Genomic DNA, 21,725 nt, shown 5'->3' with positions numbered 1-21,725 from the left:
CTTGTCAGCGTCAAGATGCGAGTCGAGCTGCTTCCTGTTCGGCGAGGTCACGCAGGGTGATCAGCTGTTTTCGCATCATCACCACGTCGCCCGCGGCCATCGCCCACCCGATCAGTCGCGGACCGTCGAAGCGCACCCGCGCGTGCAGTCGGGTGCCCGCGGCTTCGTCGCGCACGGCATAGGTGACCGCGACCTTCCCGGACTGCAGCGTGATGTGTTCGTCGTCGCCGAACGAGTGCAGCGTGAAGATCTGCATGAAGCGTTGGCCGGTGTGGAGTTGGGCCAGTTCGGGGTTCCGGGTGCGCGGGCTGCGCCGGCCGAAGTTGTCGAGCAGGTCGTAACTGTAGGGCGCGACGCGCAGTTGGCAGAGCCAGCCGAACACGGTCGGCCGTGGCGCGTCGATGCTGATCGCCCGGTCGGCGGACACCGAGGCGCTCGGGGCCAGGGCGTCGCAGGGCAGCGCCGCGTTGCGCTCCTCGGTGGTGGCGCCCCAGTTCAGGATCACGCCAGCACGTCCGGACGCGGGCGCAGTTGTCCCGCAATGCGTTTCAGTACCTGGCGCACCGCCACCTTGTGGCCGCCGGAGCCGATCACCAGGGCGCGGTAGATCTTTCCGTGCAGGCCTGGAAAGGCTGCCCAGGTTTGCGACCGCACCTGGGTGCGGTGCGGGCCCAGGTCATCCAGCTCGAACACCCACTCGTAGACCGAGAACGGGTGGCGCCCCTTGAGGGCCAGGCGTTGGCGTGGCGTGCATTCGCCGATCGTGAATCCGAACGGGGCGCGCGGATCGGCGGGGTCGCCACACATCGTGCGCAGGACGGCGGCCCATGTCGTGGCAGCGTCGGCGTCGACGGTTATGGCATGCTCATCGATATAGGGTAAACGTTCCATATAGAAGGACTGTACTAGATCATGGCGCCTCCGCGGAAGCATGAAACTGACGCGATTCTGGATGCGACGCGGGCATTGGTGCTCGCCGAAGGGCCAAGGGCGGCAAGCGTTGCGGCGATTGCCAAGGCCAGCGGGGCTCCGGCCGGCACGCTGTATCACCGGTTCGGCAACCGAAACGGGGTGCTGACCGCGGCTTGGCTGCGGGCGCTGGAACGGTTTCAATCCCGCGCGATGGCGGCCACCGGGGGCGACGTCGTGGAGGCGGCGCTCGCGATGGGCGTCGCTGCCGTGGACTTCGCGCGTTCGGTTCCCGAGGATGCCCGCCTGCTGTTGACCATCCGGCCCAGCGATCTGCTCGACGGCGCCCCCGATGCGGGTTTCACGGCGACGCTGGCGGCGATGAACGCCCCGCTCATCGAGCGGCTCCGCGAACTGGCCCGCGGGATTTTCGGCGATGACGACGCCCGCACCATGGACGCGATGTCACGGGCGGTCGTCGACCTGCCCTATGCCATGGTGCGCCGCCACGCCAACGATGCCGAGCTGCCGGCCTGGATGGAAGAAGACCTGGCCGATGCGATCCGGAAGTTGTTGGCACGATGAATTTCTGTCAGTGACGTGGGTGATGTCCCATTCCAGACACTGTGACGAGCGTGCAGCTTTTGACGGTGTTCATGGCATTTTCGCCGCCATAAGCTGCACGTTCGCCACAGTGCGCGCCGCGAGGGAGTGAGGGTCCGAACCGGTTCAAGCGCAACGTACCGACATGCTCAGCGTGGGTGCATCTCGCCGTCGAGATTGGCTCCCTCGTGCTGGTCGGTGTTGGTGTAGTCGGTGGCTGCTTTGTTGAGCTTGACGGCGAGGTCGGTCGAGATCAGGTGCATCTTCCCGGCGGCTTCGCGGCGCGCCGACTCTGCCGATCGCAACGCCAACGCGGTGGCCGAGCACACGAGGCCGTGGGTTTGGAAAACGTGGCCGGAAGCTCCGTCAGGTGCTGATTTGGCCATCTCGATCTGCGTTGCAGCTTGCTGCTGAGGCGTGGCCTTCGAGCGGATTTGATCGGATACGGTGAGTGGCGGTTGGGTCATGAGCAGTCTCCCGTCGGGTATGGGGCTCGAACAAAGCGGCTAAGCGGGACCGAATCCGCCACCGGGGATCTCGGCATTTGACGCGATGGATTGGTACCCCGATGTGATTCCTCTGATCGCGCGCGCGTGCTCGCCGGCATGTTCGGTCATCAGGGACACTCGTTGGGTAGCGAACGGGACCGTACCGGCGACCGCGGCGATCTCGATCATGGTTGAGATCACCTGTCCGCCATACGGTATGAGCTTGGCGGCCAGGGCGGGCGCGATAGCGGCGCTCAGTATCGTCTGACGCTTTGACACGAATTCGCGCGTGTTGTCGACTTGGTTGGCTTCTTCAGCCAGCACCTTTTGGACCGCCATGTCCTTGGCGTACATGTCGGCTGTGCGCGCCTGTTGTTCTTTGTTGCGGTTGCCGTAGGCGTTGGATGCGTCCCCTGTCCAATCGTCAGGGGACGCAGATTGCAGCAGTGAAGCGTTCGCCGCCATAAATTGGTCTGCGCCTCTGGCGAACCTTTCTCCGTCCTCGGGCCGACCAAATCCCAACAGGTTACTTTCCATGGTCAGGGCTACAAGGCCAGCATTTATTATGGGAGTCCCAGCCCCCTTGGCGAAGCTCTTGAGGCTCTCGGCTGAGGCTCTCTCGGCGGCGGTGGTAGCTGACCTAGCCGCTGACCTGGCCATCGCACCGACGCCGTCAGTGGCAACCAGCTGCCCCATCGACAAGAGGTCAGTGCCGATTCCGGCCATGGCCCACGGGATGCTTGATTTCGCGCCATTTGCATGGTCGACAATGCCGTAACCGTAATTACCTTGCAGGTAATAGAAACTTCCAACACCCATGCAAAGATCCGTTCGGTAGACAGGCGGCCTGTGCTTTCGATCAGGGCTGTGCGAACAGCTCGCTCGGAACGAGCCTAACACCGACCCGAGGCGGGTCTACGCACCAAAACTGTCCGCAGCAGGGTGGGCGAATCAGGATCTGCACGTCAGAGTTCGGGCCGGTTCGTCTGGGGGATCGGGAGATGCTGTAAGGCTCGGCCATCGGTCAATTCATCCCGCTGCTCGGGATGTTGCCAATAGAAGCGGACCATCTCAATTAGGGCCGTTCCTTTTGGCGTATATGTCCCGGGTGCTTCCATCAGCAGATTCTTTCCATTTTTCAGGGTGACGACCATTGGATTCCAAAAACGTTCTTCGTTCGGCAATTTGTCAGCGATGCTTTTGACGTCTTCCCATTTTGCCGACTTCGGCGCAATGAATCCCGCAAATTCAATACCGTCAGGGCCGAGAAACAGATAACTCAGACCGCCCTGTGTTGAATCTTTGAGCCATAGCCATGCCATGGGTACTGCCGCGGCTCCGAAGGCGATAGGAAAAACATGCCGGACATCGCCGAGCGGAAGATAGAGGACGCCGATGACCCACGCGGCAAACATGAGCCCCATGGACAGCGTTCCGGTGACAAGCAACCTGTGCATGTTCTTCGTGATACGGACATCGGGGCGGATGACCGTTCCTGCGCCGTCGAATGATGTCTGGACGGAAACGTCTTTCGACGCGCGCAACACGGAGATCAGATAGAAGCATGTCAGCGACAGTCCGAGGGCGACGATGACGGTGATGAGGGAGAACTGGATAGCTGCGAACCCCGCCCATATCCAACAGACGGCGGCAAGCATTGCCAAAAGGCCGATTCCGAATCTCCTGGTGAAGGTCTCCATCTCGCCCCTCGTCTGCACCCGTTGATGTGTGGGTATGGTCTGGCGTATGGATGATAAGGCCGGAGCACCAAGGGTTGTCGCAGCCAGTCGGGAGATCGCCGCACCGGCAGAGGTCATCTTCGAGATGATCGCGGATCCATCCCAACAGCCCCGCTGGGACGGCAACGAGAATCTGGCCGAAGCGCCGACCGGTCAGCGGGTTCGTGCGGTCGGAGACGTGTTCGTCATGACGATCAGCCAGGGCGGCGATCGAGAGAACCACGTCGTGGAGTTCGAGGAGGCCCGGCGGATCGCGTGGCGGCCGTCGGAGGTCGGGAAGGAACCGCCCGGTCACCTCTGGCGCTGGGAGCTGGAACCGTTGGGCGACAACCGAACCCTGGTCACCCACACCTACGACTGGTCGCAGCTCACGGATGAGAAGCGTCTCGTGCGCGCCCGTGCGACCACCGCGGACAAGCTGCAGGGATCGCTTGATCGGTTGGCCGCGATCGCCGAGTAGCTGACCGTCACACCCGTCTCAACAGTCACGGCGCAGCGAGTGGGCGTCGGTGTGCCCGCCTTTCAGCGACAATCGAGCGACTATCGCCCCATGTACCCCCGGTGCACCTTCCGTCACGACGTGACTTTCACTGGCGTCACGTAGATGCCAATTCGCCTCGTCTGCAACCGATTTCGGCTTGCCCACCTATCAGCGACAGAGTCGCTCGGAGTCGGGCATTGGACTGGTGGGACTGTCGAGGTTCCAGTTGTCCCAGGGGTGGATGAGGAAGCGCGAATTGGGGTCCGTGGTGCGGAAGCGATTCAGGAGGCGATTGTCGCTCGATTGTCGCGGATAGGCGGGCACATCGAGTGGTGGCTCGACGCCGTGACGCCTGGGGTTCGCGTGACTCGCGAGGGCGTGCCGAGGCGGTACACCAGCCCGCGAACCTCAGCGCCCGGCTGCGAACTCCCGCAACGATTCCACCTGCGCCGCATCCAAGGACGGCCGCACGGTTTCGCGCGCTTTGGTGACGTCGGCGGCGGTGACATCGGCGGCATCGATCGACCGGCGCATCGCCGTCAGCGCCGCCTCCCGCAGTAGCGCCACACAGTCCGCCGCACTGTAGCCGTCCAACTCGGTAGCCAGGGCGTCGAGGTCGACGTCGGAAGCCAACGGAATGGATTTACCTGCGGTACGCAAGATTTCGCGTCGCGCATCGGCATCGGGCGGCTCGACGAACACCAGCTTCTCCAACCGGCCCGGCCGGAGCAGCGCGGGGTCGATGAGGTCGGGACGGTTGGTCGCGCCCAGCACGACGACGTCGTTCATCGGTTCGATGCCGTCGAGTTCGGTCAGCAGGGACGCCACCACGCGATCGGTCACCCCGGAGTCGAAACTCTGCCCGCGGCGCGGCGCCAGCGCGTCGATCTCGTCGAGGAACACCAGCGACGGGGCCGAGTCACGCGCCCGGGCGAACAGCTCGCGCACGGCTTTCTCGGAGGAGCCGACCCACTTGTCCATCAGCTCAGCGCCTTTGACGGCATGCACGGAGAGCCGTCCCGAACTGGCCAGGGCCCGCACCAGGAAGGTCTTCCCGCACCCGGGTGGGCCGTACAGCAATACGCCACGCGGCGGCTGCACGCCGAGCCGCTGGAACGTATCGGGGTGCTGCAACGGCCACAGCACCGCTTCGGTGAGGGCCTGTTTGGTCTCGACCATGTCGCCGACGTCGTCGAGCGTCACGGAGCCGACCGACACCTCCTCGGCGGCCGACCTCGACAACGGCCGGATCACGGTCAGCGCCCCGGTCAGATCCTCCTGCCACAACACCGGTTCATTACCGTCGGCACTGGCCCGCGATGCGGCCCGCAGGGCGCCCTCGCGGACCAGGGCGGCCAGGTCGGCCACCACGAAACCTGGTGTGCGGTCTGCGATCTGGCCGAGATCCAGCTCGGCTGCCGGAACGCCGCGCAGCAGCACCTCCAGCAGTGCCTTGCGGGTGGTGGCATCGGGCAGGGTCAGGGCGAGTTCGCGGTCGCACAGATCCGGTGCCCTGAGCCGAGGGTCTACCCCGATGGGTACGGCCGAGGTGGCGACGAACGCGACGCCGCGCGTGGCCACGGCCTCCCGCAGTTCGGCGATGATCAGGGCGGCCACCGGTTCAGGGGTCCGGTCCGCGGCGGTCGCCGGCAACAAGGCGTCGACGTCGGAGATCAGCAGCACCCCGCCGCCGTCGCGGACCGACGCGACCGCGTCCGACACCCGGCTCAACCGATCGTCGGCGGCCAGCGCCCCCACTTCCGGCCCGTCGAGCTCCACCAGCCGCCGCTCGGCGCACACCGTCCGGACCATGGTGGCCTTGCCGACGCCGGCCGGCCCCGTGACCAGGACACCGAGATTCGGTTTGGCGCCAAGGGTTTCGAGGAGCTGAGGCTCGTCGAGGGAGAGCTTGAGCCATTCGGTCAGTTTCCCGGCCTGGGTATGGGAGCCCTTGAGGTCGTCGAAGCTCACCGCCGGCTCGGCCCGTGCGGGGCTGATCGTATGGGCGCCGGTGGAGTCCGACGTGCTCGGCTCGAGCCCGGATCCCCACGACACCACCGAATTGGGTTGAATGCTCACGGGTCCGGCCGGATCGACGCCGGTCACCGTCAGCAGCTCGGAGGTCCAGGTGATGCCCACCGACGACGCCAGCGCCGCGGTGGCGGCCGACGTCGAGGTGCCCGGCCCGAGATCGCGGGGCAGCAGCGACACCGTGTCGCCGACCGTCATGACCTTGCCCAGCAGGGCCTGCCGCAGCGTCGCCGACGAGATCGAGTCGGTCGCCAGCTTGGAACCGGAAACCGTCACCGCCCTGGCGCCGTACACCGTCACCGGCGCCACGATCACCGTGGCGGTTTCCCGCACCCCGGCATTCGACAAGGTGACGTCATCGAGCAGGGCCGTTCCGGTCGGGGTACCGCCGGGCGCGACGCCGACGACGGCGGCGGTGGTCCGAGAACCGGTCAGCGAGACCGCGTCCCATTCGCGGAGTCCCAGGGCAGCGATCGCCTCCGGGTGTAACCGGACCACCCCGCGACGTGAGTCGAGTGCGGAGGTGTTCAGCCGGGCTGTCAGGCGCAGATGCCCGAGCGCATGATCCTCATCAACCTCGAGCTGCGACATGTCAGCGACCCGGCTTCCGCAGCCCCAGACGCGCCATCGACCGCCGGTGCGGCTGTGCCCGGCGAATCGCGCGCCGCGTCGCACGGCGCTGTTGCGGTTTGTCGTCCCATGATTCGGGGTGGCTGGCCACCCACTTCTTGGTGCGCACCGCGAACGGGATGTGAATCACGTAGGCCACGATGATCACCATGATGACGATGTAGCCGTAGAAGACGGACGCTGCCACGCCGATCGCGACCAGCGCCAGCAAGGGCGCCACCATGTTCGGCGGCACCGAGAAGGTGTGGATCTTGCGCATCGGGATGCGGCTGACCACCAGCAGCGAGACGCCGATCATCCAGATCGACACCGCCCATTCGCTGGTCCACCAGCCTTCGCCGAACTGCATCTTGGCTGCCAACAGGCCGATCGCCCCGATGGCGCCCGCCGGGGCGGGCATCCCGACGAAGTACTCCTTCTCGTATGCGGGCTGATCCACGTCGAGCAGCGCGTTGAACCGGGCGAGCCGCAACACGATGCACACCGCGTACAGCAGCACCACGATCCAGCCGATCCGCGAATGCGACAGCAGGGTGCCGTAGACGATGAATGCCGGTGCGACACCGAAGTTCACCGCATCGGCCAGCGAGTCGATCTCCTCGCCCATCTTGGAGGTGGCGTTGAGCATCCGGGCCACCCGGCCGTCGAGCGCATCGAGGATCGCCGCGACCGCGAGAAACGCCATGGACTCGGTGGGCCGGCCGTCGAGCGCCATCTTGACCGACGACAAGCCCAGGCAGATGGCGGCCACCGTCATCGCGCTCGGCAGCATTCGCACGCTGAAGGGTGGCGGCTTCATGCGGCCCTTGATCAACGACGGGGGCCTCATGCGCGGCTTGATCATGGCAACTCCGCCAGGACGGTTTCTCCGGCCAGCGTCCGCTGGCCCCGGGTGACGAGCAGTTTCGAACCAGCGGGCAGATACGTGTCCAGCCGGGAGCCGAACCGGATCAACCCGTAGGTCTCGCCGATGTCGAGCTTGTCGCCGACGTGCGCGTTGCACACGATGCGCCGCGCGATGAGCCCGGCGATCTGGACGGCGATCACCTCGGCGCCCTCGGGGGTGCGGATGACGACGCTGTTGCGCTCGTTGTGCTCGCTCGCCGCTTCGAGCTCGGCCGAGTGGAAGCGTCCGGGACGGTGCTGCACGGCCACCACGTCACCGCCGATCGGCGCCCGCTGCACGTGTGCGTCGAGCACCGACAGGAAGATGCTGATCCGCGGCCGCGGCGTATCGGGCAGACCCAGCTCGGCCGGCGGAACGGCGTCCTCGATCAGGCACACCAGGCCGTCCGCGGGGGCGACCACCACGCCGGGCCGGGTCGGCGCCACCCGGGGCGGGTGGCGGAAGAACGCGGCGTTCGCCCCGGCGGCCAGCAGGCCGGCCCGGCGCAACCAGCGGTGCTTGCGGCCCAGGGCCGCCACGGCGAGGCTGGCGCCGACGAACGGTAGGCCCGCCGAGTGCATCGGCGGAACACTGGACCGCACCAGGGCCACAAGGCGTTCTGGTCCGGACTGCTGGAGGTCGGGGCGTCTGGCCATCGGGAGGATTCTACGTGCGGGTGGCGTCGCGATTGCTAGGTCAGGTCCCAGACCGGGACCGCCGACCCGGCCGGGAGTTCGGTGACGTCCTCGGCGATCTCCAGCAGACAGTTCGCCGAGGCGAGCCAGCGCAGATGATGCGAGGCCGGGGGACCGTAGCTGCTCACCGAATCCTCGGTCAGCACACCCCGCCGGAACTGCCGCTTTCCGCGCGGCGAGGTCAGATCCTCGGTCAGCTGGGCCGTGCGCCGCGGGCGGTCCGGCGCGGCGTGGCCCATTGCGGCACGCAGCGGCGCCCGGACGAACACCTCGAATGAGACCAGGGCGCTGACCGGGTTGCCGGGCAGCGTGACGATCGGGACGCCGTTGACGGTGCCCGCGCCCTGCGGCATGCCGGGCTGCATCGCCACCTTCACGAACTCCACCTGATCCGACAACGAATCCTTGACAACCTCGTACGCGCCCGCGCTGACGCCGCCGGTGGTGATGATCAGATCGGCGTCGCCGGCGTGGGCGGCCAGTGCGCTGCGGAAGGCGTCGACGTCGTCGGCGGACATCGGGGCGATGGTGGCCTCGGCCCCGGCATCGCGGACTGCAGCAGCCAGCATCACCGCATTCGACTCATAGATCTGTCCCGGCTGCAGCTCGGTGCCCGGAGCCACCAACTCGGTGCCGGTGGACATCACCATCACCCGCTGCGGCGGCAGCACGGGCAGGGTGGCCAGTCCCAGCGCCGCGGCCAGGCCGAGGGCGGCCGGGGTGATCACCTGACCGGCGTGCAGCACGGTGGTGCCCGCGGTGACGTCCTCACCGGCCCGGCGCACGTGCTGGCCCGGCCGGGCGGCCGCGCGGATCGTCACCGTGTCCGTCGCGCCGTCGGTGGCCTCGACCGGAACCACCGCGGTGGCACCGGAGGGCAGTGGGGCCCCGGTCATGATGCGGTGCACCGTTCCGGGCTGCAGCGTCAGCGGATCGGTGCGGCCGGCCGGGATGTCCTCGGCGACCGGGAGCCGCGCCGGGGTGTCTTCGGTAGCGGACGCGACGTCTTCGGCGACGACGGCATAGCCATCCATCGCCGAATTGTCGAAGCCGGGCAGCGACAACGGGGCCACCACATCGGCCGCGAGCACCAGCCCGAGGGTGTCGTTCAACGGAAGATCCTGCGGTGCACGGGCTTTGATCAACCCGGCGACCACCTTCTGGTGTTCTTCGACGGTCCGCATCATCACACCGGGAAGCTGACGCCGGTGAGCTCTTCGGACACCGTCCAGAGCCGGCGCTGCAGCTCCTCGTCATGCGACTGCTTGCTGGATTTCACGAGCTTGGGGTAGCCGACCATTTCGCGGAATCCGTCGGGTCCGTAGTACTGGCCGCCGCGCACGTCGGGATCGGTGGCGGCGCGCAGCGTGGCCAGCGCCCCCTTGGCCGGGCTGTTGGTGAACAGGGCGGCGAGCTGGTTGTAGCCGGGCAGACCGGTGCCCGGGATGTGGCGCATGAGTTCGGTGTTCGACAGGCCGGGGTGGGCGGCGACCGCGATCGTCGGCTCGTTCTTGGCGGCCAGCCGGCGCTGCAGCTCATAGGTGAACAACAGATTCGACAACTTGGACTGCCCGTAGGCGGCAACCCGGTTGTAGCTGCGTTCCCACTGCAGATCGTCGAAGTGGATGGCGGCCTGGATCCGGTGCGCGACGCTGGCGACCGCGACCACGCGCGACCCCTCGACTCCGAGCAGGTGATCCAGCAGCAGGCCGGTCAGCGCGAACGCACCCAGATGGTTGGTGCCGAACTGCAGCTCGAAGCCGTCGACGGTGGTCTGCTTGGGCGGATACATCACCCCGGCGTTGTTGATCAGCAGGTCGATCCGCGGATAGGCGGCCTTGAGTTCGTCGGCGCCGGTGCGGACCGAATCCAGCGAACCCACATCCAGCTGCTGCAGCTTGAGGTCGGCCTTGGGTACGGCGGCGGTGATCCGGTCGACGGCGTCACGGCCCTTGTCCAGGTTGCGTACCGCGATGACGACGTGCGCGCCCCTGGCGGCGAGCACACGCGCGGTCTCGTAGCCCAGGCCGGTGTTCGAGCCGGTGACGATCGCGATCCGGCCGGACTGATCGGGGACGTCGGCCTCGGTCCACTTCGAATTGGCGCTCATGCCGTTGAACATACGGAACGCGGGTGCTGGACGGCACCCCGGCGCCATAGCAGTGTGGGGGCCATGCGCAATCTGCTGGCGGTCCTGCTCACCGTATTGCTGTGCATCACCGGTTGTGCGTCGAAGGACGGTGCCGCAGATCCGTTGTCCGCATGGAACGACACGGCGGCGAAGGATTCGATCACCGAGTTCGTCAAGAAGGTCACGACCGCGGACACCCCCGATTTCGTCGCTCCGGAGGACCGCGTCGCGGTATTCGACAACGACGGCACGTTGTGGGCCGAGGCGCCGTTGCCGTTCCAGGCGGCGTTCGTCATCGACGAACTCAAGCGCCGGGCACCGCAGGAGCCGGCGCTGGCCGCCGACCCCATGGTGCAGGCGGCGCTCAAGGGCGATGTCGCGGCTCTGCTCGCGGGCGACCGGCATGAGGGACTGCTGCGCGTCTTGGCGCTCACCCATACCGGGATGACCACCGACGAGTTCAACCAGCGGGTGACCGACTGGATGGCGACCGCGCGGCATCCCCGATTCGACAAGCCCTATGACCAACTGACCTACGAACCGCAGCAACAGCTCCTGAACTATCTGCGGGACAACGGGTTCCGCACCTACATCGTTTCCGGCGGCGGCGCGGATTTCATGCGGGTGTTCTCGCAGCGCGTCTACGGTATCCCGCCCGAGCAGGTGGTCGGCTCCACCGGTACCACCAAATACGAACTGCGCGACGGCAAGCCGGTGCTCGTCAAGACCCTGGACTACGTATTCGTCGACGACAAGGCGGGTAAGCCGTCGGGGATCCACGAATTCATCGGCAGACGCCCGATACTGGCCGTCGGCAACAGCGACGGCGACCAGGCGATGCTGGAGTACACCACGATCGACAACCCGCGGCCCAGCCTCGGCGTGCTGGTCCACCACACCGACGCCGACCGCGAATACGCCTACGACGCCAACCCGCCGTCGTCGGGGAAACTGGTCACCGCGCTGCAGGCGGCCGAGCCGAACGGCTGGACCGTCATCGATATGAAGAACGATTGGAAGTCGGTGTTCTCGCAGTGAAATTGGTCGATCCTGCCCAGCCGCCCAGCCGTAGGGCGCCACTGGTCTGGGCGTTGAGTGCGGCCATCCCGTGGGCGGTACTGGCATTCGCCCAGGTGGTCTGGCTGGCGATCGACTCGCGGATGCCGTGGTTGCACGTGGCGGCCGCGATCGTCACGGTCCTGGGCGCGATGCTGTTCATCGTGGTCGTCCCGATGTGGCGCTACCGCGTGCACCGGTGGGACATCAACGTCGGATCAGGAACCCCGGCGGTGTACACCCGCACCGGCTGGCTGGTGCAGGAGCGCCGCATCGCGCCGATCTCGCGGGTGCAGACCGTGGACACCTACCGGGGCCCGCTGGACCGGCTGTTCGGACTGGCCAATGTGACCGTGACGACGGCGTCCTCGGCCGGGGCCGTGCGCATCGTGGCGCTCGACGACGACGTCGCCGAGCGGGTGGTGGCCCAGCTGACCGACATCGCGGCGATCGGCGAACAGGACGCCACGTGACCACGCCGGCGCTTGAGCCACAGTGGCAGCGGCTGAGCCCGCGGATGCTCCTGGTCCACCCGGTCCACGAAGTCCTGCAACAGATTCCGCTGCTGATCGGCGCGGTGGTGCTGGGCTCGGCAACCGGCAACTCGGGCTGGACGATCGCGGCCATCGGACTGACCATCGCCGTCGGCCTGGCGCGATGGTTCACCACCAGCTACCGCATCGAACCCGACGAGGTGCAACTGCGCACCGGGTTGTTGCAGCGCAAGGTGCTGTCGGTACCGCGCAACCGGATCCGGTCGGTGTCCACCGATGCCCGGCTGCTGCACCGGCTGCTCGGGCTCACCGTCCTGCGGATCAGCACCGGTCAGGAAGCCAAGGGCGACACCGAGTTCGCCCTCGACGCGGTCGAGGCGGAGCAGGTGCCGAGGCTGCGCGCGATCCTGCTGGCCGACGCCGTACCCATCGCCGACGCACCGGCAGGCCGGGAGCTGGCCCGCTGGCAACCGTCCTGGCTGCGTTACAGTCCGCTGAGTTTCACGGGTCTGGCCATGATCGCCGCCGCGGCCGGAGTGATCTACCAAGCCGGAGTGGGTGCGGCACTGCGAGACTCGGAGCTGGCCCAGTCCGGGATCGCGGTGGCCGAGCGTCTGGGCGTGCTGGTCAGTGTGGTGGCCGGGGTGGCGGTGGTGCTGGTGGCCTCGGTGGTGCTCTCGGTGCTGCGGTCCTTGCTGACCTACGGAAATCTGGTGCTGACACGGCGAGAAATTCCCGAAAAAGGCGGAGTTTTACACCTGCAGCACGGGCTGCTCCGGTTGCGCGAGCACACCTACGACATGCGGCGGATGCGCGGGGGCACCCTGCGGGAGCCGCTGCTGGTGCGGGCCTTCGGCGGCGCGCGGCTGGACGCGGTGATGACCGGCGTCGGCGGCGAGGGAGAGGCCTCGCTGCTGCTGCCGCCGTGCCCGGCGCAGACCGCCAGCACCGTGCTGGCCGAGTTGATCGACAATCCGGAGGCCGTGGCTGCCTCGCTGCAGACCCACGGACCGGCGGCGGTGCGCCGGCGCTGGACCCGTGCCGTGACGCTGCCGGTGCTGGCCGGGGTGGTGATTCTGGCCGTCGGGGTGCCGGTATGGGTGTGGGTGCTCTGGGCGCTGTCGCTCGGGTGTGCGTGTCTGCTGGCTGCGGACCGGGCGCGGTCCCTGGGCCATCTGGTGCGCGACGGCTGGCTGGTGGCCCGCACCGGAAGTCTCGAGCGCCGTCGTGATCACCTGGACACCGCCGGAATCATCGGATGGACGGTGCGGCAGACGTACTTTCAACGCCGCGCCGGGGTGGCCACCCTGATCGCCGCGACCGCCGCGGGGGAGAAGCGCTACCAGGTGCTCGACGTGCCGGCCCAACATGCCTGGTCGGTGGCGGTGGCCGCGACGCCGTGGGTGGCCGACAACGTGTGGGCGCCCGGCCGGGCAGGCCCCGAGTTGCGCTGAATTCGCGGGCGTTTACTGTCGCTGCATGGCTATCGGTGGGGTGCTCTTCGACATCGATGGTGTGCTGGTGACCTCCTGGCAGCCCATCGACGGCGCGGCTCGGACGCTGCGGGTTCTGGCCGAGAACGACATCGCCCGGTCCTACCTGACCAACACCACCACCCGCACCCGTGCGCAGATCGCCCACCTGCTGACCGCGGCCGGGATGGACGTCGCCGCCGACGAAGTCATCACCGCGGCGGCGCTGACCGCCGAGTACGTGCGCGACCGCTATCCGGGGGCCCGATGTTTCCTGGTCAACAGCGGGCAGATCGGTGAGGACATGCCCGGCGTCGACGTCGTGTACTCGAGCGACTTCACCGGACCGGCCGCACCCGACACCCCGGACGTGGTGCTGCTCGGCGGGGCGGGTCCGGAGTACAACCACCTCACCCTCAGTTGGGTCTACGACTGGATGGCCCAGGGCGTGCCCGTCGTCGCCATGCACCGCAGCACCTCGTGGACCACGACGGACGGACTGCGGGTCGACACCGGCATGTACCTGATCGGGATGGAGGAGACCTCGGGGCGCAAGGCCATTGCCGTCGGCAAGCCCGCGCCGGAAGGGTTCCTGGCCGCCGCGAACCGCCTCGGTGTCGACCCCGAAGAGATGTACATGATCGGTGACGACCTCAACAACGACGTGCTGGCCGCCCAGGTGGTGGGGATGGCCGGGGTGCTGGTGCGTACCGGGAAGTTCCGCCAGGCCACCTTGGACCGCTGGGCCGCAGACGAATTCGCGATGCAACCCAACCACGTCATCGACTCGGTCGCCGACCTGCCCGAACTGTTGGGGCTGTAGGGGCTGCGCGCCTTGGCGCCTCACGGTTTTCTACACCTTGGTCGTGATTTTCGACGAGCACGACCAAGGTGTAGAAATCGGCGAGCGACGAGCCCCAACTACACGGTGTAGCGACGGTCGTACCCGGCCTGGCGGTCGGCGATCTGCTGTTCGCGGTCGTAGCTCAACTGCTCGCTCGTGGTGTTGGGGTCATCGGCCAGGATGCCCTGGACCTCGGAAACCTTCACCACGCGCGTCGACACTGTCGGCATGTTCTCGGCATCGGGGTCAACACCCTGGAACCGCATCGAGATGGTGCCCTGGTTCAGCCCGCCGGTGGACACCCAATTGGCCACGCCGGGATCGTTTTTCGACACCACGATCGTGTATGTGCCGTCCGCGTTCTTGACGGCCTGGCTGTTGTTGAGGCTGGTCTGCTGATTACGGGTGTCGTTGGTGATTGTCCAGTCGTTGGTCACCGGCACCACGAAGTACTCGGCGTCACCGGGATCGACGGTGATGATCATCGCCTCGTCGTCTTTGAGCTGGAAGTATCCTGCGCTCTGCAGCTGGGTGGACAGGAACTGCGCGTTGTGCTGCGGCTGGGACAACGTGTTGGGCGTGCCGGTGGCGCCGGTGGCCACGGTCATATAGGTGTTCTCGCCGCTGATACCGGTCACCAGCATCAGCAGCGCGGTTTCGGTGGACGACAACAGCAGCGGTGCCTCGTCGAACGCCGGGATGATCGACACCAGGTTCATCAGGGCCGGGTTCTTGACCACGGTCTCGCCGATACCCGGGATGGCGAACCCACCGATCTGACTGAACAAGCTGCTCGGTGGCCCGTCGGTCTTCTCGATGGTCAGCGTCATCGGCGTCTCGGTATTCCAGTCGCCCAACGTGTTTCGGGTGGCCAGGATGGTCGAGTTGGCCGGGGCCTGGATGTAGTTCATGCCCTGCTCGGGGTTGTCCGGCGCTTCGTCGGGGCTGACGACGATGGTGAACGTCCCGTCGTCGCGGACACTGAGTTGCTCACCGTCGAGATTCGCCGCGGTGACACCGTTGATACCCGTCAGCACGCTGAAATTGGTGTTGGCGGACGTGGGATGGGTGCTCGGATCGGCCGGGTCGTAGCCGTCGATCTTGCCCTCGATCCGGTAGGTCGAGGCGCCGTTGATTCCGGTGAACCGGTAGACGGTGTCCGGGTTGTCGTACCAGATCCGGGTGCCGCCGGCCTCCTGCCCGTTCCAGCTGTGCGGCGGGTTGACCTGAAGCAGCAGCTTCGGATCGTTCGAATTCAGCAGCAGGAACTCGGTCGCCGACTGGTTGGCGTACTCGGTCGCCGCCTCGTTGAGCTGTGACAGATTCGTCCAATCGGGGCCGCCGACGGCGGAGAAGTTCTTCAGCGCCTCGGCGTACCAGGCCGCCATCAGAACGACCTTGGCCACCTGAACGATCGGTGTGTTGACGATCTGGCTGACCTGCTCCTCGGCCGCGAGCTGGTCCTCGGTGGCGAGAACGCTGGTTGCCTCCGTCGTTACTTCGGAGGTCACCTGCGACGTCGCTTCCGGTGTGGTGACCCGCCCGATGGGCACGAGCCCCTGCCTGCCATCGCGGCGGGACCAGCCCAGCAATGCCGCCAGACCGAGGTCCTGGATCGGGCTCACCGGCGTTTCCGGGAGGCGCGGCTTGAGCCGCTCCGTCACCGCCGCCACCATCTCGGGGATGGGCTGTGCCGTCGGCGCCTGGACGCGAGGTGTGGAGGGAATCAGTTGATCCACAACATCTTTCACGACGGTCTTGGTGACGACAGTCAGCGTCTCGACGGGTTCGGCCTTGTCGGTCTCGACGGCCGCAGGCCTGGTGTCCAGCGCGGCTTGCCGTTTGCGCGGCGTATCGGTTGTCGTGCCGATGGCCTGCGACACCGCCTGCCGGACGTTGTCGACGGCGTTGTCCACGACCCCGGTGACGGTGGTCGCCGACTTGCTGCCCTTGTCGTCCTTTGACTTTCGGTCGGTCGAAGCGGTCGGCGCTGTCGACGGCGCGGCCGCCCGACGCTCGCCGAGCTTCGAGCTACCGAGGGCGGACTCCACCTTGGCGGCCACCTCACTGACCCGTTTGGCCAGCTTGTCCGGGCCGGAGAGCGACGGCTTGCGCGGGCCTTTCTTCGGGGTGGAGCTATCTGTTTTCGAACTGTTGGTAGTGCCTGACGAGTCCGTGCCACCGGTCTCGGCGGACGCGATCGCGGTGCCGTTGGCAACCGCCACACCGATCCCGAGGGCGACGGCGAGCGCGCCCACCCGCCCGATGAATCGTGCGCCTCCAGCGGTAGCGGACGTCGTCGTCATTTCGCCTCCCCCAACTGTTCTGACTGTCACAGAACGCAATTGGCCGACTGTAACAAGTTCCAGTTCGGTCTCGGGCGAGTTTCGCGGACTCTGAATTTATTCGTGGGCGTGCGGTGCGCTCAGCCTTTGTCAGGCCTTCAGGTCCCGCACGGCCTCGATGCGGGCTTTGAGCTGATCGGTGGTGGCCGCGGCCACCGGTGGCCCGCCACAGATGCGGCGGAGCTCGTTGTGGATCCAGCCGTGCGGCTTACCCGTGCGGTGATGGGCAATGGTCACCAGCGCGTTGAGCTCGCGGCGCAACTCACGGATCTGCCCGTGCGTGGTGCGCGGCGGTGGCGGACCACCCGACACCGCGGCCTCGGCCGTGCGCTTGGTGAGCTGCTCATCCTGCCTGCGGCGCAACAGGTCTCGCATCTGCTCGGCATCGAGCAGGCCGGGGATGCCCAGGTAGTCGGCTTCCTCGTCGCTGCCGGCCGGCGTCGCGGTGCCGAATGACGATCCGTCGAAGATGACCTGGTCCAGCTCGGCGTCGGCGCCGAGGGACTCGAAGCCGTTCTCCAGCTCGCTCTTCTCGTCCTGGCGCTTCTCGGCGGCCTCCAGCGCCTCGTCGTCCAGCCCGTCGGACTCCCGGTGCGGCTTGCCCAGCACGTGGTTGCGCTGGGCTTCCATCTCGCTGGCCAGCAGCAGCAGATTCGGCACCGACGGAAGGAAGATGCTGGCGGTCTCGCCGGGCCGGCGGGACCGCACGAAGCGGCCGATGGCCTGAGCGAAGAACAACGGCGTCGACGCGCTCGTCGCATAGACACCGACCGACAACCGCGGTACATCGACGCCTTCGGACACCATGCGCACCGCGACCAGCCAGCGGCTGGTGCTGGCCGAGTACTGACTGATCCGGTCCGAGGCGGCCGGATCGTCGGAGAGCACCACCGTCGGAGCCTCGCCGGTGATCTTGGTGAGCAGATCGGCATAGGCGCGGGCGGTGGTCTGGTTGGTGGCGATGATCATGCCGCCGGCATCGGGCACGTGTTGGCGCTTCTGCTGCAGCCGCTTGTCGGCTGCCGCGATGACGGCGGGCATCCACTCGCCGGCCGGGTTCAGCGCGGTACGCCAGGCCCGCGCGGTCTGCTCGGCGGTCAGCGGTTCCCCGAGGCGGGCGGCGTGTTCCTCGCCGGCGCTGTCACGCCAGCGGGCCTCACCCGAATAGGCCAGGAACACCACGGGACGCACCACGCCGTCGGCCAGCGCATCGGAATAGCCGTACACGTGGTCGGCCCGGGAGCGCTGGTATCCGCTCTCGTCGGGTTCGTAGTTGACGAACGGGATCGGACTGTCGTCGCTGCGGAACGGGGTGCCGGTGAGAGACAACCGCCGGGTGGCGTCGTCGAAGGCCTCGCGCATCGCGTCACCCCAGCTCTTCGAGTCACCACCGTGGTGGATCTCGTCGAAGATGACCAGGGTCTTGCGATTCTCGGTGCGCACGCGGTGCCGGGTCGGATGGCTGGCCACCTGGGCGTAGGTGACGACGACACCGTGGTACTCGGCGGAGGTCTGCGAGTTGGAGTTGCTGAACTTCGGATCGAGCGCGATGCCGTTACGCGCGGCCGACTGGGCCCACTGGATCTTCAGATGCTCGGTGGGCACCACCACGGTGATCGCGTCGACCGTACGGTCGTTGAGCAGTTCGGCCGCGATCCGCAGCGCAAACGTCGTTTTACCTGCGCCCGGTGTCGCGACCGCAAGATAATCCCGCGGTTTGGCGGTCAAGTACTTCACCAGCGCCTTGCGCTGCCAGCCCCGCAGTGCCTGGGTGCTGGGCGCTGCATCAGCCCGCACCCGAGGACTCCTCTCAGTCGGAAAGCAGTCTAGGCCAGCGGGTTCCGCTGGCGCATCTCTGCAGGAAAGCCCCGGGCGTGTCGCTCAGATGAAGTAGTTGTCGTTCTTGATGAACCACTCGGCCCGTTCCTCGTCGTTGAGGTCGGCCAACTGGGCGAACCCTTCGAAATAGGCCTCTCGTGGCGCGCCGGGAGCAAACAACATCAACAGGGACGTCGGCGCGTCGGCCTCATTGCGGAAACCGTGGATGCCGCCCGGTGGAATGTACAGGAAGTCGCCCTCGGTGCCGTCGCGCCAGTCGTTTCCGTCATAGAGCCGGACGGTGCCGGACAGCACGAAGAACGCCTCCGACATGGCCCGGTGGAAATGTGGGCCGGGCCCGCCGCCCTGCGGGCTGATGTCGACGCGGTACAGGCCGTAGTCGCCGTTGGTCTGTTGTTGGTTGGCCAGGTAGTGGTACTTGACGAGGCCGAACGAGTCGTAGTCCGGTGGCTCGTCGCCGCGCCTGAGCTGGGCGCTGACTTCCGGCTCGTCCTTGGTGTAACGAGCCGGGGGATACGGCGGCACATTCCTGGGATCCCAGAACGACACAAGCGCCAGCCTAGACGCGGCGCGGTTGTTTGCACCGAGATCGACACTAGGGCTGTTCGCGTTGCGGCGAAGCAGCCCTGGTGTCGAAAGCGGCGGCGAGAGTTCAGGCGCGCGAAGACTGCAACACCGGGAAGGTGACGCCCGTCAGTTCCTCGGACACCGCCCACAAGCGACGCTGCAGCTGAAGGTCGTGGGACTGGTCACTCGATGGCACGACCTTCGGGTAGCCGCGGGTGGTGAGGTTCGGCCCGAAGTACTGCCCGCCGAGGGCGCCCGGATCGGTCGCTGCGCGCAGTGTCGGCAGGGCACCGGCCGCGGCGTCCTGGAACAACGGACGCAGAAGTGGGACCGTGCGCTGCAGGACCCCGGGCAGGTGCCGCATCAACTCGGTGTCCGAGCCGCCCGGGTGTGCGGCGAGTGCCGAGGTCTTCTCGCCGGTGAGACGGCGCTGGAGTTCGTAGGTGAAGAGCAGATTGGCCAGCTTGGATTGGCCGTACGCCCCGACGCGGCTGTAGCTGCGCTCCCACTGCAGATCGTCGAAGTGGATCGCGGCGTTGATGCGGTGGCCGATGCTGCTCACGGTCACGACGCGTGAACCCGGCACCGGCAGCAAGCGGTCGAGCAGCAGGCCGGTGAGGGCGAAATGGCCGAGATGGTTGGTTCCGAACTGCAGCTCGAATCCGTCCGCGGTGGTCTCCTTCGGCGGATACATCACGCCGGCGTTGTTGATCAGCAGGTCGATCGTGTCGTGCTTGGTTCTGATCTCGTCGGCGGCTTGGCGCACCGACGCCAGCGAACCGAGATCGAGGCGCTGCAATTCGAGGTCGGCGTCCGGTACCGACCTCGAGATCCACTCGACGGCGGCCTCGCCCTTGTCGAGGTTGCGGACGGCGAGGACGACGTGGGCGCCCTTGGCGGCCAGCGCCTTGGCCGTCTCGAGCCCGAGGCCGGTATTGGCGCCGGTGACGACGGCTGTGCGGCCGGATTGGTCCGGAATGTTGACGGTGGTCCAGTTGGTCATGAGAGACTCCTAGAGAGGCTAAGCGGAGTGAGCGCTCCGGTTGCGTCCGACTATACGGAACGTGCGCCCCGTTTTGTCAATGGTTTCGTCCACGGTGTTGTGAAGTGAGGTCTGAATGCGTGCGGATGCGGCGCGGAACCGTGCCCGGGTGCTGGAGGTCGCGTACGAAACGTTCGCGGCCGACGGACTCTCCGTGCCCATCGACGAGATCGCCCGCCGGGCCGGCGTGGGTGCGGGCACTGTGTACCGGCACTTCCCGACCAAGGAGGCGTTGTTCCAGGCGGTCATCGCCGAGCGAATCCGCGGTGTCGTGGAAGAGGGACGGACCCTGCTTGCCGAGGCCGATCCGGCCGACGCGATGTTCGCGTTCCTGCGGTCGATGGTGTTGCAGTGGGGCGCGGCCGACCGTGGACTGGTCGATGCTCTCGCCGGATCGGGTATCGACGTGAACACGGTGGTACCCGAAGCCGAGGGCGAGTACCTGGCGGTCCTCGGCGACCTGCTGGCCGCCGGGCAGAAGGCGGGGACGGTGCGCGGCGACGTCACGGTCGCGGACGTGAAAGCACTCCTGGTCGGTTGTCAGGCCATGCAGAGTTACAACGACGACGTGGCCGAGCGGGTCACGTCGGTGGTGTTCGACGGGTTGCGGGCGGAAGGGCAACGGTGACGGCGCTTCATTTCATCTCGGGTCTGCCGCGCTCAGGGTCGACGCTGCTGGCGGCGCTGCTGCGACAGAACCCGCGCTTCCAGGCGGGGATGTCGGGTCCGTTGGCCGGCCTGTTCGACGCCCTGCTCGCCCAGATGAGCGCCCGCAACGAATACTCGGTGTTCCTCGACGATGCCAAGCGCGAGCGCATCCTGCGCGGTTTGTTCGACAGCTACTACTCCGACTGCGCCGCCGAGGTGGTCTTCGACACCAACCGGGCCTGGTGCGCGCGGATGCCGGCCATCGCGCAGCTGTTCCCGGACGCCAAAGTCATCGCGTGCGTGCGTGATCTGCCGTGGGTGATCGACAGCATCGAACGGCTGGTGCAGCGCAACGTATTCAGCCCCTCGTCGATCTTCAACTACAGCCCCGGTGGCACCGTCTACACCCGAGCCAATGACGTTGCCGCACAAGACGGTATGGTCGGCGGCCCCTACGACGCCCTCAAACAGGCCTGCTACGGCGCCCAGCGCGACCACCTGCTGGTGGTGCAGTACGAAACCCTGACCGCCGAGCCCGCCAAGGCCATGCACGCCATCTACCAGTTCATCGGCGAGCCGGTCTTCGAGCACGACTTCGGCCATGTCGACTACGACGTGACCGAGTTCGACGAACGAGCCGGGACTCCCGGGCTGCACACCGTGCGCGGTGAGGTGAAGGCCGAGCCGCGCGAGACGGTGCTCCCGCCCGATCTGTTCAATCGCTTTGTCCACGACGCGTTTTGGCGGGACCCCGGCAAGATTCCCGACGGTCTGCGCGTCGTGTAGGCGCCGACGAGCAGAAGCCCCGCACACCAGGCGTGCGGG

General features: G+C 66.9%; 22 protein-coding genes. 8 read left to right on the top strand and 14 right to left on the bottom strand.

Annotated features, from left to right (window positions below):
* Positions 1-10: 10 nt before the first annotated feature.
* Both G6N57_RS01615 and G6N57_RS01610 read right to left on the bottom strand, forming a co-directional pair.
* Entirely contained in the window at positions 11-505 is a 495-nt protein-coding gene (locus G6N57_RS01615) for a hypothetical protein (protein ID WP_077742548.1), read from the bottom strand.
* Positions 502-891 (bottom strand): hypothetical protein, encoded by a 390-nt coding sequence (locus G6N57_RS01610; protein WP_077742547.1) that lies wholly within the window; start codon positions 889-891, stop codon positions 502-504. The genes G6N57_RS01615 and G6N57_RS01610 overlap by 4 nt, the downstream gene beginning before the upstream one ends.
* A 21-nt stretch (positions 892-912) precedes the next feature.
* Here G6N57_RS01610 and G6N57_RS01605 point away from each other — a divergent pair, with 21 nt between their 5' ends.
* Entirely contained in the window at positions 913-1,494 is a 582-nt protein-coding gene (locus tag G6N57_RS01605; protein ID WP_077742546.1) for a TetR/AcrR family transcriptional regulator, read from the top strand.
* Between the two features lie 167 nt (positions 1,495-1,661).
* Here the strand turns inward: G6N57_RS01605 and G6N57_RS31910 are convergent, their stop codons facing one another.
* The 3 genes from G6N57_RS31910 to G6N57_RS01595 all read right to left on the bottom strand — a co-directional run bounded on the left by G6N57_RS31910 (position 1,662) and on the right by G6N57_RS01595 (position 3,700).
* On the bottom strand, positions 1,662-1,979 hold the full coding sequence (locus G6N57_RS31910) for an ESX-1 secretion-associated protein (RefSeq protein ID WP_234815655.1): 318 nt from the start codon (positions 1,977-1,979) through the stop codon (positions 1,662-1,664).
* A 39-nt stretch (positions 1,980-2,018) separates the two neighbouring features.
* A complete protein-coding gene (locus tag G6N57_RS01600) occupies positions 2,019-2,819 on the bottom strand; it encodes an EspA/EspE family type VII secretion system effector (RefSeq protein ID WP_234815654.1) in 801 nt (266 codons plus the stop codon).
* 146 nt (positions 2,820-2,965) lie between these two features.
* Positions 2,966-3,700, bottom strand: coding sequence for a hypothetical protein (locus tag G6N57_RS01595; RefSeq protein ID WP_133118315.1), 735 nt, complete (start codon positions 3,698-3,700; stop codon positions 2,966-2,968).
* A 46-nt stretch (positions 3,701-3,746) separates the two neighbouring features.
* Here G6N57_RS01595 and G6N57_RS01590 point away from each other — a divergent pair, with 46 nt between their 5' ends.
* On the top strand, positions 3,747-4,199 hold the full coding sequence (locus G6N57_RS01590; protein ID WP_077742544.1) for an SRPBCC family protein: 453 nt from the start codon (positions 3,747-3,749) through the stop codon (positions 4,197-4,199).
* A gap of 429 nt (positions 4,200-4,628) precedes the next feature.
* Here G6N57_RS01590 and G6N57_RS01585 read toward each other — a convergent pair whose 3' ends face one another.
* Genes G6N57_RS01585 through G6N57_RS01565 form a run of 5 tightly spaced genes read right to left on the bottom strand, consistent with a single transcriptional unit; the run spans position 4,629 to position 10,572 of the window.
* On the bottom strand, positions 4,629-6,842 hold the full coding sequence (locus G6N57_RS01585) for an AAA family ATPase (protein ID WP_097925933.1): 2,214 nt from the start codon (positions 6,840-6,842) through the stop codon (positions 4,629-4,631).
* Position 6,843: 1 nt separating this feature from the next.
* Positions 6,844-7,725, bottom strand: a complete 882-nt coding sequence (gene pssA, locus G6N57_RS01580; RefSeq protein ID WP_234815653.1) for a CDP-diacylglycerol--serine O-phosphatidyltransferase — start codon at positions 7,723-7,725, stop codon at positions 6,844-6,846.
* Positions 7,722-8,423: a phosphatidylserine decarboxylase gene (locus G6N57_RS01575; RefSeq protein WP_097925932.1), complete on the bottom strand. Its 702-nt coding sequence runs from the start codon at positions 8,421-8,423 to the stop codon at positions 7,722-7,724. Before G6N57_RS01575 ends, pssA begins: the two co-directional genes overlap by 4 nt.
* A 35-nt stretch (positions 8,424-8,458) precedes the next feature.
* On the bottom strand, positions 8,459-9,646 hold the full coding sequence (gene moeA / locus G6N57_RS01570) for a molybdopterin molybdotransferase MoeA (protein WP_097925955.1): 1,188 nt from the start codon (positions 9,644-9,646) through the stop codon (positions 8,459-8,461).
* 2 nt (positions 9,647-9,648) lie between these two features.
* On the bottom strand, positions 9,649-10,572 hold the full coding sequence (locus G6N57_RS01565) for an SDR family NAD(P)-dependent oxidoreductase (protein WP_077742679.1): 924 nt from the start codon (positions 10,570-10,572) through the stop codon (positions 9,649-9,651).
* A gap of 63 nt (positions 10,573-10,635) precedes the next feature.
* Between G6N57_RS01565 and G6N57_RS01560 the strand changes: the two genes are divergently transcribed.
* From G6N57_RS01560 to G6N57_RS01545, 4 genes are read left to right on the top strand one after another with little or no spacing between them, the layout of a single operon-like run.
* The gene (locus G6N57_RS01560) at positions 10,636-11,631 is read left to right on the top strand and encodes an HAD family hydrolase (protein ID WP_077742542.1); all 996 of its coding nucleotides are present in this window, start codon (positions 10,636-10,638) and stop codon (positions 11,629-11,631) included.
* Positions 11,628-12,122, top strand: coding sequence for a PH domain-containing protein (locus G6N57_RS01555; RefSeq protein ID WP_077742541.1), 495 nt, complete (start codon positions 11,628-11,630; stop codon positions 12,120-12,122). Before G6N57_RS01560 ends, G6N57_RS01555 begins: the two co-directional genes overlap by 4 nt.
* Before the next feature lie 44 nt (positions 12,123-12,166).
* Positions 12,167-13,597: a PH domain-containing protein gene (locus G6N57_RS01550; RefSeq protein ID WP_097925953.1), complete on the top strand. Its 1,431-nt coding sequence runs from the start codon at positions 12,167-12,169 to the stop codon at positions 13,595-13,597.
* Positions 13,598-13,622: 25 nt separating this feature from the next.
* Entirely contained in the window at positions 13,623-14,438 is an 816-nt protein-coding gene (locus G6N57_RS01545) for an HAD-IIA family hydrolase (RefSeq protein ID WP_077742540.1), read from the top strand.
* 98 nt (positions 14,439-14,536) lie between these two features.
* On the opposite strand, the gene G6N57_RS01540 is transcribed toward G6N57_RS01545, so the two are convergent.
* The 4 genes from G6N57_RS01540 to G6N57_RS01525 all read right to left on the bottom strand — a co-directional run bounded on the left by G6N57_RS01540 (position 14,537) and on the right by G6N57_RS01525 (position 20,213).
* Positions 14,537-16,765: a DUF1214 domain-containing protein gene (locus tag G6N57_RS01540; protein ID WP_077742539.1), complete on the bottom strand. Its 2,229-nt coding sequence runs from the start codon at positions 16,763-16,765 to the stop codon at positions 14,537-14,539.
* A gap of 129 nt (positions 16,766-16,894) precedes the next feature.
* The gene (locus tag G6N57_RS01535) at positions 16,895-18,601 is read right to left on the bottom strand and encodes a DEAD/DEAH box helicase (protein ID WP_077742538.1); all 1,707 of its coding nucleotides are present in this window, start codon (positions 18,599-18,601) and stop codon (positions 16,895-16,897) included.
* Positions 18,602-18,685: 84 nt separating this feature from the next.
* Positions 18,686-19,192 (bottom strand): cupin domain-containing protein, encoded by a 507-nt coding sequence (locus tag G6N57_RS01530; RefSeq protein WP_077742537.1) that lies wholly within the window; start codon positions 19,190-19,192, stop codon positions 18,686-18,688.
* A gap of 103 nt (positions 19,193-19,295) precedes the next feature.
* Positions 19,296-20,213 (bottom strand): SDR family NAD(P)-dependent oxidoreductase, encoded by a 918-nt coding sequence (locus G6N57_RS01525; RefSeq protein ID WP_077742536.1) that lies wholly within the window; start codon positions 20,211-20,213, stop codon positions 19,296-19,298.
* Between the two features lie 115 nt (positions 20,214-20,328).
* On the opposite strand from G6N57_RS01525, the gene G6N57_RS01520 reads away from it, so the two are divergent.
* Entirely contained in the window at positions 20,329-20,880 is a 552-nt protein-coding gene (locus G6N57_RS01520; RefSeq protein ID WP_077742535.1) for a TetR/AcrR family transcriptional regulator, read from the top strand.
* Positions 20,877-21,686, top strand: coding sequence for a sulfotransferase family protein (locus G6N57_RS01515; protein WP_077742534.1), 810 nt, complete (start codon positions 20,877-20,879; stop codon positions 21,684-21,686). The genes G6N57_RS01520 and G6N57_RS01515 overlap by 4 nt, the downstream gene beginning before the upstream one ends.
* Positions 21,687-21,725 lie beyond the last annotated feature (39 nt).

It is taken from the genome of Mycolicibacterium boenickei (genome assembly GCF_010731295.1).
GTDB classification, from domain to species: domain Bacteria; phylum Actinomycetota; class Actinomycetes; order Mycobacteriales; family Mycobacteriaceae; genus Mycobacterium; species Mycobacterium boenickei.
Note: the sequence above shows the minus strand (reverse complement) of the source record. Positions and strands in the feature narration are given on the sequence as shown.